The 17,899-nt window shown below is 66.4% G+C and carries 17 protein-coding genes; 9 read left to right on the plus strand and 8 right to left on the minus strand.

What is annotated here, in order from left to right:
• The first annotated feature begins 438 nt into the window (after positions 1-438).
• Positions 439-1,365, plus strand: coding sequence for a hypothetical protein (locus A2X88_08790; protein OGP34656.1), 927 nt, complete (start codon positions 439-441; stop codon positions 1,363-1,365).
• Here A2X88_08790 and A2X88_08795 read toward each other — a convergent pair.
• Positions 1,354-2,544, minus strand: a complete 1,191-nt coding sequence (locus A2X88_08795) for an aspartate aminotransferase (protein OGP34657.1) — start codon at positions 2,542-2,544, stop codon at positions 1,354-1,356. The genes A2X88_08790 and A2X88_08795 overlap by 12 nt on opposite strands.
• A gap of 1 nt (position 2,545) precedes the next feature.
• Positions 2,546-3,379, minus strand: coding sequence for a hypothetical protein (locus A2X88_08800; GenBank protein OGP34658.1), 834 nt, complete (start codon positions 3,377-3,379; stop codon positions 2,546-2,548).
• A gap of 61 nt (positions 3,380-3,440) precedes the next feature.
• On the opposite strand from A2X88_08800, the gene A2X88_08805 reads away from it, so the two are divergent.
• The gene (locus A2X88_08805) at positions 3,441-4,769 is read left to right on the plus strand and encodes a hypothetical protein (GenBank protein OGP34659.1); all 1,329 of its coding nucleotides are present in this window, start codon (positions 3,441-3,443) and stop codon (positions 4,767-4,769) included.
• On the opposite strand, the gene A2X88_08810 is transcribed toward A2X88_08805, so the two are convergent.
• Positions 4,711-5,880 (minus strand): hypothetical protein, encoded by a 1,170-nt coding sequence (locus A2X88_08810; GenBank protein OGP34660.1) that lies wholly within the window; start codon positions 5,878-5,880, stop codon positions 4,711-4,713. The genes A2X88_08805 and A2X88_08810 overlap by 59 nt on opposite strands.
• Positions 5,881-6,186: 306 nt before the next feature.
• Between A2X88_08810 and A2X88_08815 the strand changes: the two genes are divergently transcribed.
• On the plus strand, positions 6,187-6,471 hold the full coding sequence (locus A2X88_08815; protein OGP34661.1) for a hypothetical protein: 285 nt from the start codon (positions 6,187-6,189) through the stop codon (positions 6,469-6,471).
• A gap of 1 nt (position 6,472) precedes the next feature.
• Here A2X88_08815 and A2X88_08820 read toward each other — a convergent pair whose 3' ends face one another.
• Positions 6,473-7,516, minus strand: coding sequence for a hypothetical protein (locus A2X88_08820; GenBank protein ID OGP34662.1), 1,044 nt, complete (start codon positions 7,514-7,516; stop codon positions 6,473-6,475).
• 7 nt (positions 7,517-7,523) lie between these two features.
• A complete protein-coding gene (locus tag A2X88_08825; GenBank protein ID OGP34663.1) occupies positions 7,524-8,291 on the minus strand; it encodes a hypothetical protein in 768 nt (255 codons plus the stop codon).
• A 203-nt stretch (positions 8,292-8,494) separates the two neighbouring features.
• On the opposite strand from A2X88_08825, the gene A2X88_08830 reads away from it, so the two are divergent.
• From A2X88_08830 to A2X88_08855, 6 genes are read left to right on the plus strand one after another with little or no spacing between them, the layout of a single operon-like run.
• The gene (locus A2X88_08830; GenBank protein OGP34664.1) at positions 8,495-9,799 is read left to right on the plus strand and encodes a hypothetical protein; all 1,305 of its coding nucleotides are present in this window, start codon (positions 8,495-8,497) and stop codon (positions 9,797-9,799) included.
• 52 nt (positions 9,800-9,851) lie between these two features.
• Positions 9,852-10,349 (plus strand): hypothetical protein, encoded by a 498-nt coding sequence (locus A2X88_08835; GenBank protein OGP34680.1) that lies wholly within the window; start codon positions 9,852-9,854, stop codon positions 10,347-10,349.
• A gap of 12 nt (positions 10,350-10,361) precedes the next feature.
• A complete protein-coding gene (locus A2X88_08840; protein ID OGP34665.1) occupies positions 10,362-13,187 on the plus strand; it encodes a hypothetical protein in 2,826 nt (941 codons plus the stop codon).
• Entirely contained in the window at positions 13,171-14,466 is a 1,296-nt protein-coding gene (locus A2X88_08845; protein OGP34666.1) for a hydrogenase, read from the plus strand. Before A2X88_08840 ends, A2X88_08845 begins: the two co-directional genes overlap by 17 nt.
• Positions 14,467-14,904 carry a hypothetical protein gene (locus A2X88_08850; protein OGP34667.1) on the plus strand — a complete coding sequence of 146 codons (438 nt, stop codon included), beginning with the start codon at positions 14,467-14,469 and terminating at the stop codon, positions 14,902-14,904.
• Positions 14,901-15,950 (plus strand): hypothetical protein, encoded by a 1,050-nt coding sequence (locus A2X88_08855; protein ID OGP34668.1) that lies wholly within the window; start codon positions 14,901-14,903, stop codon positions 15,948-15,950. The genes A2X88_08850 and A2X88_08855 overlap by 4 nt, the downstream gene beginning before the upstream one ends.
• Before the next feature lie 70 nt (positions 15,951-16,020).
• Here the strand turns inward: A2X88_08855 and A2X88_08860 are convergent, their stop codons facing one another.
• The 3 genes from A2X88_08860 to A2X88_08870 all read right to left on the minus strand — a co-directional run bounded on the left by A2X88_08860 (position 16,021) and on the right by A2X88_08870 (position 17,838).
• Positions 16,021-16,323, minus strand: a complete 303-nt coding sequence (locus A2X88_08860; protein OGP34669.1) for a hypothetical protein — start codon at positions 16,321-16,323, stop codon at positions 16,021-16,023.
• 137 nt (positions 16,324-16,460) lie between these two features.
• Complete coding sequence (locus A2X88_08865; protein ID OGP34670.1) at positions 16,461-16,862, minus strand: hypothetical protein; 402 nt, start codon at positions 16,860-16,862, stop codon at positions 16,461-16,463.
• 16 nt (positions 16,863-16,878) lie between these two features.
• Positions 16,879-17,838: a hypothetical protein gene (locus tag A2X88_08870; protein OGP34671.1), complete on the minus strand. Its 960-nt coding sequence runs from the start codon at positions 17,836-17,838 to the stop codon at positions 16,879-16,881.
• Positions 17,839-17,899: the final 61 nt, after the last annotated feature.

Below are 17,899 nucleotides of genomic sequence, written 5' to 3' on the forward strand. Positions count from 1 at the left end.
AGGTGCGCGGGTCCGTGACGATCGGGGGAGGGACCACCAAGGTGGTGTCCTACGTTCAGGATCCGGATCCGACCCGCCTGGAGGGCAGATGCACCCCGCAGTCCGGGGTCGGCTGCCACGGGACCAAGGACTGGTAGTGATCCGCCCGCCGCCGGACCCGGCCGGTGGCATCGTCGGGGGGTCGTGCTTCTCTACCTCGCGGTGTTCTCTAAGGTCATCGCCTACCTCCTGTGGATGGAGGGGATCCGGGCCATCGGTTCGGGGTCTGGTGGATCAATCGGGATTGACAACACCCCGTGTTCCGATAGAGTGTTGCACAAGGGCATCGGAGGCATCCTTTCCTGCGGATGCTCGCGGGAGTCCACCACACGGAACCGGGTAGGGTTTCCCATCGCTGCCGCATCCGCGACCTGGCCGGCCGCAGGAGGCGATCGCTCGTTGGCGTCCCTCACGCTTCGGATCCCGGTGAAAACGCTCGACGGGAAGGAACTGCTTCCCGCGGGGACGCGCATCACCGACTCCGTCCTGTCCCGCCTGGCCGCCTCCGGGGCCGGGCAACGCTTCCCCGAAATGCCGCTGCTGGAGTACGGAACGCTCCGGCGGGATCTGCACACCTTCACCCGCCAGAGCGCCTACCGGGTGATCTTCAACGACTCGGAGCGGTTGAACGCCGTTCTTTCGGTGATGGAGCGGACCCTGCTGCCCGTTCCCGTCCTGGAGGCGCTGCGGTACTACCGGCGGAACGACTCCTACACCTACCGGCACATCCTGATGGTCTTCTCCCTCTCGTGCCTTCTCGCCCGCGACCTGGGGCACGACCGGCGCGACATCCTGAAGGAGGCGGCGGCGGGGCCGCTCCACGACATCGGGAAGATCTCCGTGCCTCTGAAGGTCCTGAGGAAGACCACCCCCCTCACCCGCTCCGAGCGGACCCTCCTCGAGCATCACCCGATTTCGGGCCATGTCCTCCTCTGCTACTACCTGACCGACCCGAAGCGGTTCGCCACGAAGGTGGCGAGGGACCACCACGAGCGGAGGGACGGATCGGGGTATCCCCGCGGGATCCGGCTGAACGACCGGCTCCTGGAGATCGTTGCGGTCTGCGACGTCTACGACGCCCTCATCTCCCCCCGCCCCTACCGGCGGGTTTCCTTCGACAACCGCACCGCGATCGAGGAGATCACCAGGATGGCGGAGCGAGTGGAGATCGATTGGGAAATCGTCACGGCGCTGGTTTCCCACAACCGGAAACACAGGCCGCCCCGGCAGGAATGCAAGGTCTCCCTGGAAAAGCGGGGGAAGCCGCCCGAGGGGAATCTCTACGGGATCGTCCTGGAGGACGACCCCCTTCCCTTACCCGGATAGGATCGAATCCAGCCCGCGAAGCAGGCGGTCGATCCCTTCGACCGCAGTTTCCTCGTCCAGGCTCCCGTAGGAGATCCGAAGGCAGCATCCGTCCCCGATGCCGAAGGTCTCCCCCGGGATGACGGCCACCCGGTGCTCCCGGACCAGCCGCTCCGCGACATCGAGGGCCGGCATCGAGGTGGGCACCCGCGCGAGGAAATAGAAGGCGCCCCTGGAAGGGGGGACCGTCAGCAGGTCCGGACGGCCCGCGAGGCGGGCCAGCGCCTTCTCACGGACTCGCGCGAGGGCGGCCAGACGCCCTTCGCAATAGCTACGGCCCGCGCGCAGGGCGCCGAGGGCGACCTGCTGGGAAACGGCGGGACCGCAGACCACCACGGTGTCCTGGATCTTCATCAGGTCGTCATGGAGCGGCTCGGGGGCGACCAGGAACCCCACGCGCCAGCTCGCCATCCCGAACGATTTCGACAGGCTGAAGAGAGAGATCGTGTGGGCGCCGTTTTCCCCCGACCCGGGGGAGTAGTGGGAGGCCCCATCCCAGGTGAAGTACTCGTAGGCCTCGTCGCTGATGTGATGGATCCCGCCCTCCGCGCAGAGCCGGTTCACGGCGGCCAGGGTCTCGCGGGAATAGACAACTCCCGCCGGGTTGTTCGGGGAGACCGTAACGACCGCCCGCGTTTTCCGCGTGATGGCCGCCTCGATCGCGGGAAGCCTTGGCCGGAACGCCTCGTCGGTCGGGACGCAGACCGTGCGGGCGCTCGCCAGCGCGACCGCCATCTCGTGGTTGAAGTAGTAGGGGGAGAGCAGGATCACCTCGTCCCCCGGGTCGCAGAGGACGAGGACCGCGTTCAGGAAGGCCTGGTTGGCCCCGGCGGTCACCAGGATCCGCCGCTCGAACGGGGCGTCGATCCCGTTCTCCGCCCGAAGCTTCTCCTCGAAGGCCTTCCGCAGCTCGGGGAGCCCCGCGTCCGGGATATACCGATTGTGGGGGAACCGCTCGAGAAACCCGGGGATCTCCCGGAGCGCGTCGGGGGGCGGGCCGAATCCCACGACCCCCTGCCCGAGGGAGATCGTCCCCGGCGTCTCCGAGATCCAGCCGGCCACCGTCGGGATGATCGGCGTCTGGACCCGGTGGGCGCGCCGCGACACCCCGGTCCGCCGTGTCGTCCGCTCCCCCCCCACGTCAGTCGACCGGGAGGATGCGACGCTCGAACCGCATCTTCTCCAGGTTCCCCACGACCACGGTGAGCCCCGCGGCCGACTGCCCCGGCTGGAGGCACACCGTTTTCCCGAGACGGCCCCGCCAGACGCCGCTTTCCTCCGGGGACTCGTGGATGTGTCCGTGGAGGGTCAGAAGCGGCTGGACCGTTTCGATGAACCGGGCGGTGGCGGAGGAGCCCACCGGCTGGCCTCCTCGGACGATGTCCAGCCCCAGCCCGGCGGGAGGCCCGTGGATCACGTAGACCGCGCGGTCCGGATCGCCGGGCGCGGGAAGCGCCGCCAGTTCCTGCCCGATCGTGGGAAGCGACCGCGCGTGGGCCTCCCAGTCCGCGATCTCCTCCCATCCCCCGGGCCGGGAAAGGAGCCCTCGGCCGAACTGCACCGGGAGGACGAACTCCTTTGAGTCCATCCGGGCGCGGTCCTTGAGCCGGAAGGGGTAGTCGGTCACGAGATCGAATCCGAGGAACTCGTAGGGACCCGCCGCCACCTTCCGCCTGGCCAGGTTCTCCACCAGGGGATACCGCGAGCAGATTCCGTCGAACAGCGGATCGTGCGCGCGGAGGTCGTCGTTCGCCGGCAATCCGAAATGCCGGATCCCCGCCGCCTGGTAGCGGGCGAAGAGGGGATCGAGGAATTCGCGAAGGAACCTCTCCTGGTCCTCGTGCATCCGCCCGTGGGGGAGCATGTCGCCGCCGTTGATCACCAGCCATGCGCCGGTCTCGACCGCCAGGGCGAAGGTGCGCTCGTACTTCCGGCGGTCTCCGTGCAGGTCGGTGACGTACAGGAAAACCCCCATGGGAAAAGGGTACCATCGGCAGGGAATCATCCGGCCGTGAAAAGTGGGGGATAATACCGGAATGAAGGTGCTGCTCGTCTCCGCCAACCGGGAGCGCTTCCCCGAACCGGTGTTTCCCATCGGTCCTGCGTACACGGCGTCCGCTCTCCTGCGCGAGGGATGGTCCGTGAGGATATTCGATGCCGGGATGGCGTGGAACCCCGGACCCTCCCTGCGAAGGGGGATCGGGGAGTTCCGGCCGGATTTCGTGGGGGTCTCTCTCCGGAACGTCGACAACGCGGCCTATCCCCACACCCGCTGCTACCTCCCCGGACATGTGCGGATCGTGGCGGAGATCCGGGCGTCCACGGCGGTTCCGCTGCTGCTCGGCGGTTCCGGGTTCTCCATCTTCCCCGGGGAGCTCATGGAGCTGCTGCGGGCCGAAGGGGGGGTGACGGGGGACGGTGAGGAGGGTCTCCCCCGGCTGCTCCGCGGGGCGAAGGGGCCGGTCGTGCGCGGGACGCTTCCCGATCTCTCCGGCGTGGAGTTCCCCAGGATTGCGGACGGGATCCTTCCCTCCATCGACCGGTACCGCACGATCGGCATCCAGACCGCGAGGGGCTGTCCCCGGGAGTGCGCCTACTGCACCTACCCTTCCCTGGAAGGTTCCGGGATGCGGTTCCGGCCGCCGGAAGCGGTGGCCGCCGACATGGAGTACCTGTTCCGCCGCCACGGCAAGAGGGATTTCTTCCTGGTCGACTCCACGTTCAACGCGGACGAGAGGCACATGGCCGCCGTATGCCGCGCGATCCTGTCCGCGGGCGTTCCCGCGAGGTTCTCCTGCTATCTCCAGCCGGGCTCCTCCGACCCGGGTCTCTACCGGCTCCTCGCGGAGGCGGGGTGCGTGGCGGTGGATTTCGGGACGGATACCGGGTCCGAGAGGATGCTGGAGTCGCTGCGGAAAGGGTTCACGGTCGACGACATCCGTGCGGCCTCCGAGGCGTGCCGGAAGGCCGGGATCGACTTCTGTCATTCCCTGCTGTTCGGGGGGCCGGGGGAGACGGAGGAGACGATCCGGGAAACCGTCCGGCGGATGGACGAGATCGGCCCGAAGGCGGTCGTGGCCATGGCGGGGATCCGGATCTACCCGGGCACGGGGATCGAGCGGATCGCCCTGGAGGAAGGGAGGATCGCGGCCGGCGAATCCCTGCTGGCGCCCCGGTTCTACTTCCCGGAGGGAGACACGGCCCGGCTCCTCCGGACGGTCCGGGAGGCGGCCGCGGGGCGAAGCCATTGGTTTCTCCCGGGAAGGAGGGACTGGAGCACCGCGATCGCTCCGCGCCTCCTGCGGCTTATCCCCCGCGCAGGTCCTCTCTGGAGGAGCTTCCGCCGGCCCTCTCGATGTCGATGACCGTGATCTCCGGCGGGGAGAGGAAGCGCATCCTCGGCCCCCAGGTCCCGGTCCCGCGACTGGTATAGAGCGCCCCTCCTCCCGAAATCGGGTGCAGGCCCGACAGGAGCGGGTAGGGGATCCGGACGAGAAGCCGGAACGGGAAGATCTGGCCGAAGTGGGCGTGCCCGGACAGCTGCAGGTCGAACCGTCCGCGCGAGCCTTCGTCAAGCCGGGGACGGTGCTTGAGCAGGAGAGTGAACAGCGGAGAAGGGGCATCTCCGAAAATCTCCGCCTCCCTCCCTTGCGCCTCCCCCATGGCGGCGCCGGTCGGATCGTCCACGCCGGCGATCCGGAGGATGTTCCCGATCGTCACCGCCTCCCCACGCAGGACGGTGAACCCCGCGCGCTGCGTGAAGGCGAGAGCCTGGCCGATCCCGGCGTAATACTCGTGGTTTCCGGTCACCGCGTACATTCCGAGACGGGGGCGGGTCTCCCGCAGGATCTCCGCGAGCCCCTCCAGGTGGTTGATCTCCGCGTCCACGAGGTCGCCCGTGGAAACGAAGAGGTCGGGCCCGGCCCGGCGGGCGATGTCGGCGATCCTGCGGGCGGCCCGGTGGCGTACCACCAGCCCCAGGTGCACGTCGGAGATCTGCACGATCCGAAGCCGGGGGGTCGATTCCGGGAGCTTCGCGGTCACGATCCGGAGATGCTCGACCCGGGGGTTCTGCGCTTCGTAGAAGGAGTAAGCCCCGAAGACGAGACAGAGGCCGATCAGGCCGAGAAAGGGGTTCCGCCCCACGACGAGGAATCCTCCGCTCCACCGGCCGGTGACGGCTCCGAGCGCCCGCGCGGCCAGGTTGACCGCGTCTACGGCCAGGTTCATCCAGAGGAAGAGAAAGAGCAGCCCCATCCAGGTGTAGGCGACCCAGGAGGCGGCCCGGGCGGCCTCCTCCATGCCCTGCCGGGAGAGGAAGTGGACGATCAGCGGACCGCAGGTAAGCGCCGCGAGAAACGGGACCAGGAGCAGCGCCGTCCCCCATCCGAACCCGAGGGCCCACTTCGCCTTGAGCAGCGCGTAGAGGTGCGCGCTTCCGTAGACCAGGAAGAAGACGACGAGAAACCAGCGCAATCGGACCTCCCCCGAACCGGCCGCTTCCACCCATTAAACCACAGACCCCCCGGTTGCCGGCGCAGCAGCCGAAGGAGGGGGGATGAGCGGAGATAAAAAGAAGTTCCGACAGCGGAGGGCAGTCGGAGCGAAGCCCCCCTCCGAGGCAGCGGAGCCCATGTCGGCCCCCCGCGAGCCAGTGTCCCCCTCGGGAGGGCGGAGCAAGCCGTCCCCTCCGAGGATGCGGAGCCGATACGAAGCGGCCGGTGGCGGTAGCGGGGGGCTTGTGCGATAATCGGGGGGAACGAGCAACCGGGGAGGAGCGACGTGCCGACCTACGAATACAAGTGCGGGAAATGCGGAGAGTTCGAGGAGACCCAGAGGATCACCGAACCCCCGCTGAAGAAATGCCCCCATTGCGGGGGGAAGGCGGAACGGCTGGTAGGAGGCGGGGGCGGGTTCGTCCTGAAAGGAAGCAACTGGGTCTCGAAGATGCGCACCTCGGGCGACAGCCCGAAGCAGATCACCGACCGGATGATGAAGCAGACCGTGGGAGAGGTGGCCGAGGACATCGCCCGCGGCACCAAGGAGCGGGGGGGTAAGCTCCACTGACCTACCGGCGGCCGAAGGCCTCGCGCAGCGCCCGCGCCGCCCGGGCGATCTCCCGTTTCCCGATCCCGAGGTGAGTGACCGCACGGAAGAGCGGAAATCCGCGGTCGTCCAGCCGCACCCCGAGCGCGGCCAGGCGATCCCGGAAAGCCTGCAGCGGCATCGTCGGCGTTTCCCACCGGAAGAGGACGATGTTCGTGCGCACCGGCGCGTGGACCACCTCGATCCCCGGGATCTCCCGGAGGAGGCGGGCCAGCGAGCGGGCGTTTTCGTGGTCCTTTGCGAGCCGCGCCACCTGGTGCCGAAGCGCGTAGAGCCCCCCGGCGGCGACGATCCCGGCCTGCCGCATCCCTCCCCCTACCTTGTGACTGAGGCCCCTCGCCTCCGCGATGAAGTCGCTCGGCCCCACGACGACCGACCCGACCGGCGCCCCCAGCCCCTTGCTCAGGCAGAACATCAGGGAGTCGCAGCACTTCCCGTACTCACCGGTTCCGGCGCCGGATGCGACCGAGGCGTTGAAGATCCGGGACCCGTCGATGTGGAACCGGAGCGACCGCTTCCGGCAGAAGGCCCCGATCCGCCGCAGGTAGGAAAGGGGAAATACCGTCCCGCCCGCCGCGTTGTGGCTGTTCTCGGCGCAGATAAGGCGAACCTTCGGACGAGCGGGGGCGGGCAGCCTCCCGATGGCTTCCTCCGCCTGCGTCGAGGTAAAGACCCCCCCGGGGGTATCGATCCCGATCAGGGAAACGGCGGCCAGGAGCGATACCCCCGGCAGTTCCCGCCCGGCGATATGGGAGGAGCAGGAGGCCAGGATCAGATCCTTCGGACGGGTCCAGGCGGCCACGGCGACCAGGTTCCCCATCGTGCCTGACGGGACGAACAGAGCGGCCTCCTTCGCGAAGAGGGAAGCGGAAAGCTCCTCCAGCTCGGAGACGGAGGGATCCTCCCCGCGCCGGGAATCCCCCACTCTGGCCCGGGCCATCGCCCTGCGCATCCCGGGAGTCGGTAGGGTGACGGTGTCGGAGCGGAGATCGACCGGGTCCGGCATGCCGCGGCTACGGAGCGAGGCGGATCCGCATGGAGCGCGGAGCCTGCGGCGACAGCTCCACCAGCTCCCCGTCATCCAGAAGCCGCCAGCCGGGCGGATCGTCCAGCGGCTCGCTCGCCACGGTCACACGCCCGGCTTCCGCCTGGAGGTAGAGGGTGTAGTAGCCCTCGTCCTTCCGGTAGTTCCGGAGCGCGAAGAGGGATTCCCCGGAGAGGATCAGCATGTTCGCGGCGGAGTAGTTCCCCACCAGTCCCCTATCCGAAAGGAGCCGCTCCAGGGCTCCGTGCAGACCGGCCAGCGTCCGCTCCTTCCAGGCTCCCGCCAGCCGCTCCAGGAAGATGAGGGTGTCGCTCACCTTCCGACTCCCCGCTTCCTCCCCGATCCGTCCCCGGAAGGTCCCGTTGTGGCCGAGGGCAATTCCATCGACCAGGAACGGGTGGGCGTTACGCTCGTTCACGGTCGCGGTGTCGGAGGCATACCGGACGTGCCCGAGAAACCAGTCGGCGCTTCCCCGAATCCCGGCCAGCCCGGGATCGGTGGCGGCGGGCTCCCCGCTGCGGAGCAGCCGAGTTTCCCCCGTTCCGCGGAACGCGATCCCCCACCCGTCCGGGTGGTTCCCGCCCGGGCGCTTCTCCCACCGCTCCACCAGGTTCCCATGGGCGGAGAGCCGCGCGAGGTGGGCGAGAAACGGCGCGATGTCCAGTGGTTTCTGCGAGGCAAAGGCCAGCATGCGGCACATGGGGGGCTTCTCCTGCGGTACGGGCCGGTTCATCATATCCGAACCTTCCCCCCCGGGACGAGGAGAAAAAACTTGAACGGGCTGGAATTGGTATCTTATAGTAGACAAACACGAATTTCTTTTACAGGATACGGTCCCCAGAGCGATATACCCTCCCGGGCCTGTTCGTTTCGGCCGGGGGCAAACAGGTTCCTGCGGTTCCCGTTACGGAAGCGACTTCTATCGGAGAAGGGGTCTGAATGACCTCCTGGGGGAATCTTCAACCGCTGTCCCCGGAGTTTTATACGCTGCTTCGGTACGGCCTGTTCCTCGTCCTGTTCCTCCATCTCCCCGTCATCGGGTACCTCATCGGCGGTTCGTCCGTCTCCCTCTTCCTGAACTTTTTCGGGAAGGAGAAGCGGGACCCCGCCTGCCTGCGCTTCTCGAAGGAGTTGATGGAGACCGTCCTGATCGGGAAGTCGGCCCTGTTCCTGTTCGGCCTCGTCCCTCTGGCGCTCGTCGGGTTCATCTACGCGCGGATTCTCTTCGACGCGACCCCCCTGCCGTGGCCGTTCTGGTCCGCCATCCTCGGGATCCTCCTCGGCGGATTCGCCTTGCTCCACCGGTACCGGTCGGCATGGGACCGCGCACCGGGCCTTCCCTCGTTCCATATCGAAACCGGCGCCGCCGGCCTGCTGGCGGTGATCCTCGCCTTTTTCCTTTTTTCCAGCGGGTACGGAGTTCTCTTCAACCCGGAGAAGCTCCCCCTGCTCCAGAAGCAGATCCGGTTTCTCCTCTCCTGGAACGCCGTCGTGAAATTTCTCCTGTTCCTCGCCTTCTTTTTCGGGATGACGGGCGCAGTGATTCTCCTTCTGGGCGGCCGCTCATCGGGGGAAGGGGAGGGGACGGATCCCGCGTACCGGGGGTTCGTCCGCGATTGCGGCGCGAATCTCACGTTTTTTGCGACGCTGGCCCTCCCGGTGTTCGTGCTCTTGGACCTGGTCACCCTTCCGGAGATCGCGCTCTCCGCGACGGTGTTCGCGACTTCGGCCGCCGTCCTTCTGTTGTCGCTGGCGGTCTGCCTGATTCTCGCCCTTGCCTTTGGCACGGGGGAAGGCGGGCCGGGCGCCCGGGTGCTCACCCTCTATGTCTTGATCTTTCTTGCGATCCTCGTGCACGACCATGCGGCGGTCGGAAACGCCTACCAGGACCGGATCGCCTTCCTGAAGATGCAGGAGCCGGCCGCGGAGGCGAAACATGCGCCGGAGGGGCCCCGAAAGGAACCCGCCGGGGCCGGAAAGCCGGAGGAGGAACAGGGAAAGGCGGTATTCGAAACGAAGTGCGCCGGCTGCCACCGGTTCGACATCAAGGTGGTCGGACCGCCGCTCGGCGAGGTGGTGCCGAAGTACGGCGGGGATGTCGAGAAGCTGAAAGGGTTCCTCCGGAACCCGGTCAAGGTCAACCCGGACTATCCGCCCATGCCGAAGCTGGGGCTTCCGGAGGAAGAGATCGATGCGGTCTCCAGATACCTGATCGGGCAGGTTTCACGCGGCGGCTCGTCGTGAACCCTTCCTGCCGGGGGTCGCAACGTTGAAGGGGAACCGGAAAAAACCGGCAATCCTTCTCGCCGTAACGGGATACTTCGGGCTGTGTCTTTTGGTCACGGCGGCCCTGGGAGTTTCCTGGCATCTGGGGGGACAGGCCCCGGACCAGCCGATCGCCTTTCCCCACACGATCCACGTGTCGACGCTGAACCTTCCCTGCAATTTCTGCCACCTCTTCGTCGACCGGTCGAAGCACGCGGGCGCTCCGCCCCTGGAAACGTGCATGTCCTGCCACAGCGCGATCGCGACGGAGAAGGAAGAGATCCGGAAGCTCACCCGGCATTACGAGGAGAAACGGCCCGTGGAATGGGTGCGGGTCTACGCTCTTCCGGAACACGTCTACTTTTCCCACAAACGGCATGTCAAGGCGGGGGTGGACTGTTCGGAGTGTCACGGGAATGTGGGCGCGATGAAAAAGATCCGCAGAGTCGGCTCGCTGGAGATGGGGTGGTGCGTTTCCTGCCACCGGGTCCGGGGGGCGCCCCTGGACTGCGCCACCTGCCACAAGTAGAGGGAGCGTCGGATGAAACGACGGGATTTCTTGCGGATCTTGGGGGTTCTGACGGGCTCCTCCCTGATCTCTTCCTGCGAGTCCGGCGGCAGGCGGAACAAATTCATTTCCTACATCCTGCCCCCGGAGGAGGGGATCCTCCCCGGGGAGGCGCTGTTTTCCCCCTCCACCTGCACCGAGTGCCCGGCCGGCTGCGGCCTGACGGTCAAGCTGCGGGAAGGGTGGCCGATCAAACTCGAGGGCGCCCCGGGGCATCCCGTAAACGACGGGGGATTGTGCGTCCGCGGGCAGTCTTCCCTCACCCGCCTCTATCACCCGAAGAGGATCGCAAGCCCCATGCTGCGAAACGGCGGGGGAAAATTCCAGGGGATTTCCTGGGAAAAAGCGTTCTCCCTCGTTTCGGATTCCCTCTCCGGTTCCCGCGGCGCCGGGCGGAAAAACCTCTACCTGTCGGGAAGGACGACCGGCTCCCTCTCCCGTCTGATCGGCACGTTCTGCGGAAAGCTCGGGGTCGAGAGGCTTCCCGAGTTCGAGGTCTTCTCCCATTCCGCGGTAAAGGAGGCCAACGGGCTCCTTTTCGGGGAACGCGACGTTCCCCATTACCGGATCGAGAACGCCGATTTCCTCCTGACGGTCGGGGCGGATATCCTCGAAACTCACGTCAGTCCGGTCGCCTATACCCGGAAGCTGTCCCGGGCAAGGGGCGAAGGGGATTTCCGCTGGTTCCACGTGGAGCCGCACCTGTCGCTCACCGGGGCGAACGCCGACAAACGGTTCGTGGTCCTCCCGGGACGGGAGGCGGTTCTCCTCGCGGTTCTGCTCCGGCTGATCCTGGAACGGGGACCCCGGAAAAACGGCCTCCCGCCGTGGCTTGCCGGCGTCCTCCCCCGGTTTTCCGTCGAGGGCGCCTCGGAGGTCACGGGGATCCCCGCCGATGATCTCAGGGAAATGGGGGACCGCATGGCGAAGGCCAGGCTCCCCCTGGTGATCGCCGGCGGAGTATCCACGTCCCATCCGGGAGGCCTGGAGGTCGCAGGCCTAGCCGGCCTGATCCAGTGGGCCACGGGGGAGATCCCCGGGTTGGTCGATTTTTCGAGGGGGGAGAATTACGGAAGCGTGGGCACCTTCCGGGCCATGGAAGATCTCACCGCCCGCCTGGGAAGGGACGAGGTGGGGGTCCTGTTCCTCTCGCGGACCAACCCCGTCTTTTCCCTGCCGAAAGGGAACCCCTTCCGGGAGAATCTCCGGAAAGCGAAGCTGTCGGTGGGGATCTCCGACCTCTTCGATGAGACGATGCAGGAGGTCGACCTCGTCCTCCCCCTTTCCCATTCCCTCGAGTCGTGGGGGGACGCCGAGCCGAGGCGGGGGGTCGTCTCCCTGATCAAGCCGGTGCTTCAGCCTCTTCACGACACGCACTCCGAAGGGGAGATCCTCCTCCGGCTCGCCGGCAAGGCGCCGGGAGAAGGAATCGCGAAGAGCTACCGGGAGTACCTGGTCGACGCGTGGGGGAAGCGATACGGGGAAAAGGGAAGGGACGGGTTCCTCAAGCGGGGGTACGTCGAGGAGTCCCTCCCCGTGAAGCGGGTCTCCCTCGACGGGAAAAAGGCGGCCTCTCTCCTCGAAGGGATGCGCGCGGGGTGGGAAGCGGGCGGCCCCGTCCTCCTGCTGGCCCCGTCGCTGCGTACCTTCGACGGGCGCAGCCGGGGACTGCCGCTCCTCTCCGAGATCCCCGACCCCCTGACCACCATCTCCTACGGCCGGTGGCTGTCCGTATCCCCGGGGACGGCGAAACGGATGGGGCTCAAGGAGAAGGAGGAGGTGACCGTCTCCTCCGCCGGCTGGTCGGAGGCGCTGCCGGTGAAAGTGCAGCCCGGCCTCCCGGACGGTCTCTACGTGGCGTACCGAGACGTTGCGGCTTCTCTCCCTCTTCGCACGGAGGAACGGACGGGGGGGGTGGTGGAGTACGTAGACGGGATCGGAATCGCAAAGACCGGGAACGTCGCGGCCATCCCCATCCTTTCCGGGTCCCCGTCCCAGCATGGGAGGGGGCTGGTTCCCGATCCGTCCCACAAGGACGAAAAGCATCACCACGGGAGGGAAAGCCTCTTCCCGGAGCACGTGCACGAGGAGTACCGGTGGGCCATGGTGATCGATCTCGCGCTGTGCAACGGCTGTTCCGCCTGCGTTGCCGCCTGCTACATCGAAAACAACGTGCCCGTCGTCGGAAAGCGGGAACAGCTGAAGGGAAGGGAAATGTCGTGGCTCCGGATCGAGCCCTTCTACAACGACGCGGGGAACGTCGAATTCCTCCCGATGCTCTGCCAGCAGTGCCATTCCGCGCCCTGCGAGACGGTGTGCCCGGTGTACGCCGCCTATCACAACCCCGAAGGGTTGAACGTCCAGATCTACAACCGGTGCGTGGGAACCCGGTACTGCGCCAACAACTGCCCCTACAAGGTGAGGCGGTTCAACTGGTTCTGGCACCGCTGGGAGAAGCCGCTGAACCGGATGCTGAATCCAGACCTCGAGGTGCGGGGACCGGGGGTCATGGAGAAGTGCACCTTCTGCATCCAGCGGATCCGGACCGCCAAGGATGGGGCGAAGGACGAGTCGCGCAAGGTCCGGGACGGGGAGTTCACGACCGCCTGCGCCCAGAGCTGCCCCACCGGCGCGATCACGTTCGGGAACCTCCTCGACAAGGAGTCGAAGGTGTACCGGTTGGCGCACTCCGGGAGGGCCTACCGGGTGTTCGAGGGACTGGGAACCGATCCTTCCGTGTACTATCTGGGCGGGAGCAAGCCCGGCCCCGGGAAAGAGAGCCATGGAAACCACCGATAAGCTGGCGCAGGTGGAGCAGGACGTCCTCGCCGCGATGAAGAGGCCGGGGAAGGCCTATTTCGCCGCCCTCGGATGCACCGCCACCCTCTTTCTCATCCTCCTGGGATTATGGGGGTACCAGATCTATACCGGCATGGGGGTTGCCGGGATCACCCATCCCGTGGGGTGGGGGGTCTACATCACGAATTTCGTCTTCTGGGTCGGTATCGCCCATTCGGGGACGCTGATTTCGGCGGTCCTGTACCTGTTCCGCGCCAGGTTCCGGACCAGCTTCAACCGTCCCGCCGAGGCGATGACCGTGATCGCCCTCCTCGTCGCGGGGCTGTTCCCCCTGATCCACCTCGGACGGGCCTGGAAGTTCTACTACCTCTTCCCCTACCCGACGCAGCGGCATCTCTGGGTGAATTTCCGCTCCCCCCTGATCTGGGACGTCTTCGCCGTGAGCACCTACCTCACCGTGAGCGTGGTCTTCTTCTACGTGGGGCTGATCCCCGACTTCGCCATCGTCCGCAGATACAAGGAGGGGCTGAAGAAGCGGATCTACGGGATCCTCTCCCTCGGATGGAGGGGGACGAGCAGGGAATGGCGGAACTACAACCAGCTCTACCTGTTCCTCGCCGCCTTCGCCACCCCCCTCGTGGCGTCCGTTCATTCCGTGGTCTCGTGGGACTTCGCCATGAGCATCATCCCCGGGTGGCACACCACGATCTTCGCCCCCTACTTCGTGGCCGGGGCGATCTTCTCCGGCACGGCGATGGTCATCACGCTCGTCGTTCCCATGCGCAAGATCCTCGCCCTGGACCGGTACATCACCGACGACCACTTCGAGAGCATCGCGAAGATCCTCCTGTTCACCTCCCTCATCGTGACCTACGCCTACATCGTCGAGTTCGGCCTCGCGTTCTACAGCGGGAACCCCTTCGAAATGGAAAGTTTCCGGTACCGGGCCCTGGGCGACTACCGCGTGATGTTCGGGATCATGATCTTCTGCAATTCCCTGGCTCCACTGACGCTCTTCGTGCGGAGCCTTCGGCGGAACGTCACGTTCCTGTTCGTTCTCTCCCTGTTCGTGAACGTGGGGATGTGGGTGGAGCGGTTCGTGATCATCGTCACGGCCCTCGCCCGCGACTTCGACCCCTATGCGTGGGGAACGTATACCCCCACCTTCGTCGAGATCGGGATCACCCTGGGCAGCTTCGGGCTCTTCTTCACGGTCTATCTGATCTTTTTGAAGACCTTGCCCGTGCTGTCGATCACGGAAATCAAGGAGCACCTCTAAATGGAGAGGCGGATGGTCTTCCGGGAGCGGGAGGAGTTCCTTTCGGCCCTGCGCGACCTGGCCCACGAGGGGATCTCCCCGGACCGGATCCGGGTGGAAACCCCCTTTCACGTCCACGAGGTGGACGAGATTTTTCCCGCGAAGCCTCCGAAGGTCAAGTTCTTCGCCCTCTCAGGCGCCGCAGGCGGGACGATCGCCGGGTTCGCCTTCACCATCCTGACGTCGCTGAGTTGGCCGCTCATCGTCGGGGGGAAGCCGATCATCTCCGTTCCCCCGTTCCTCATCATCGCCTTCGCCCTCACGATCCTGTTCGGGGCCCTTTCCACGTTCTTCGGGTTTCTCTTCCTCTCCCGCCTGCCGAGCGTTTTCGGCTTCGTGCCGGAGGAGGAGTCCGGGAACGCGTTCGTGATCATCGTGGATCCGGGGGAGGGGCGATGAAGGGATTTCCGGAGACCAGAAGCGGCAGGTTCGCCCTCTTTTTCCTCGCGGGCATTATTGTGGCGGTCACCCAGTTCGGCCCCGTCGCGAAGAACGGCGGCTCGCTCCTGCTGGCGCTTCTGTTCTGGGCCGCGGTCATCCAGGGTGGGATCGCCGTCGTGGCGTCGTGCACCCTGATCAAGGCCAGGTGGGTGGCCTCCGTGAGGAGGGAGCTGCTCTCGGTCTGTCCGCTCCTCCTGTTCATCTCGATCCTCTTCCTGTTCCTGGTGCCGTTCGTCGATTCCTATCCCTGGGTGGGGAGGAAGGGGATCTGGTTCGACAAGGGGTTTTTCGTCGGGCGCAACTTCGTCCTGCTGCTGCTCACCTACCTCTCCGCGAAAAGGTTCTCCGCCGCCTGCGAAAAGGAAGAGGAGGGGAAGAACCGGTTCGCCATTCTGTATCTCTTCGTCTTTGTTGCGACCCAGTCCCTCATGGCGTTCGACTGGGTCATGTCGCTCGAATATCCCTGGATCAGCACGCTCCTGGGCGGGTATTTCTTCATCGAATCGATGTTCGGCGGGTTCGCCCTGTCGGGCATCCTGTATGTTCTTTTCCATCGGAAGCGGCTGCCGACCGAGGAGCCGGGAGGCCGTTCCGACATGAAGGACATGGCGATCCTCCTCTTCGGGTTCAGCCTCCTGTGGGCGGGGCTGTTTTACGCCCAGTTCCTCGTGATCTGGTACGGGAATATCCCGGAGGAGGTGACCTTCCTTCTCAAGAGAATTACCTCGTCGCCGCTGCGCGAGCTTTCCCTCTCCGTCCTGGCCTGCTACTTCTTCCTCCCCTTTCTGGTGCTTCTCTCCGGACGGGCGAAAACGAACCCGTTCGTCGTGTTCGCGATCTCCCTCGTCGTTCTCAGCGGGATTTTCATCGAGCGGTTCCTCTTTCTGGCCCCCGTCGTCCCGGTGAACTTCGGAGCGCTGGGGATCCACTTCCTCTGCTTTCTGGTCCTGTTCTTCCTTCTGGTCAGGAAAAGGGGGACCGGGAAGAGGGTTCTCGAAGCCTGAGTGTTCCATCAGGGCATCGGCCCGAACCGAGACCGGAAATATCAGACGCGGGACTTTCGACCGGTTTCCGCTACCGCAGGCAGAGCTTCTCCGCCGGGATGACGCAGAGGAAGGCGAACGGCTCGACGCCGGCGTTTTCGAAGTTGTGCTCCTCGCCGGGGGGGACGTAGACGAAGGAGCCGGGGCCCACTTCGCTTTTCCCGTCCTTGCGCCTCGCGATCCCTTTCCCGGAGAGGACGGGGGCGGGGGGCATCTCCGCGTATCGACCCGTCGTTGCGCCCTGCGGGGCGCAGGGTACCGGCTCCGCCGCCTCGGAGGGGGGCTTCGCTTCGACCGCCCTCCGCTGTCGGAAATTCTTTTTATCTCCGCTCATCCCCCCATCCTTCGGCTGGCTCCGCCCATGATGCGCCCCGTCGCGGTGGCGCCCGGGACTGGCTCCGCCGCCTCCTCCTTCGCTGCTCACGCTGCTACGGAGGACAAGTCGGAGGGGGGCTTCGCCGGGGGATGCCGCTATCCGGCGGCGGGCAGGTACTTGCGGCACGCCTCGATGTTGACGACGTGGGCTTCCTTCATGTCGGCGAAGAAGGCCTTCTCCTCGGGGTTCATCTCGGCCGGCGGGATCTCGTCGATCTTCCGGACCACCCAGGCCTGCCCCTTGATGAGCAGCGCCAGCCGCTCCGCCTCCCCGGGCAGCGCGAGCACCTTCTCGACGAACGCTCCGACCTTGTCGGTCGGCGTCCCTCCCCGGGCCTGGATCAGCCGGTAGAGCCCCCCGCAGAACCGCCCCTCGTCGTCGCGCAGGAACACCAGGAAATCCTTCTTCTCCCCCGCCGGGGTCCCGTCCGCCATGGCGGCCAGGCACTGCACCCCCGCCCGCTCCGCCTCGAGCAACGCCTGCATCCGGTCGATCATCGCCCCTTCCCCCTCCCTAGACCCCGGCGGCCCGGTTCAGCTCCTCCAGGACCTGCTTTTCGCTCACGTTGTGCATCATCGCGCTCTGCGTGACGCTCTCGGTCGCCTGTCCGGGGCAGGAGAAGCAGGCCTGCCCGTAGTATTTCCGGAACACCGTCTCCGTCTCAGGGTAGACGGCCAGGATGTCGCCCAGGATGTTGTCCGCGCGGATCTGCTTCCCCCGCGAGACCCCGCCCTTCCGTTGCACGGCGTTCCCGGCGGGTCCGCCCGCAGGCGCGGCAGCTCCGGGTGCCGGAGCCCCCCCGGCCGCGGCGGAAAGCTTCGCGACCATCGGCTCGAGGTCGACGTTGTGCCGCTGGCACGCCATCCGCAGCGTGATCGGGATCTGCTTGACCTGCTCCCGGTGCTCCGGGTTCCCCAGCGACGCGAACCCGTTCGCCACGAAGACCTCCACCGTCTGGGGCCACCGGGTCAGGATCTCCCCCACCCGCATGTCGGGGACGATGTCGACCTGCGCGGCCGCGGGAGAGGGGGCCGGTGCGGCCTGCGGGCGGGCCGCGGGAGCCTCCTCCCGCTCCTCCTCTTCGGCCAACTTCGCCGGCTCGATGAGCATGGTGGCCCCCAGGTTGACCACGAACATCGCCACCGAGAGGACCGAGAGCGCGGCGAACAGCACGAACCCGGTCGAGGGGCGCTCCGGGGAGGTGGCCACCATCCCGATCAGCCCCACGTTGGCCGCGTAGAAGTGGAGCGGGACCCAGGACGGCCAATGCAGGGTGCGGCCGTTGAACCGGGGGAGGATGAAGTACCCCACGCCGTAGATCATCATCGACATGAACCCGAGCAGGTTGAAGTGGACGTGGGCGAAGTGCGCCCACCCCGCCCCGGCCGTTGCCCCCATCCAGACCCCGAGCAGTGCGGCCAGGAGGAAGTAGACGAGCGCTGCGACGACAAACGCCTTGGTGTATCGGTCCATCGTTCCTCCTTATCGGGGACACTCCTGGTTTTCTCGGCGAAACGAAAAGGAGTGTCCCCGC

Source organism: Deltaproteobacteria bacterium GWC2_65_14 (assembly GCA_001797615.1).
Lineage (GTDB): Bacteria > Desulfobacterota > Deferrimicrobia > Deferrimicrobiales > Deferrimicrobiaceae > GWC2-65-14.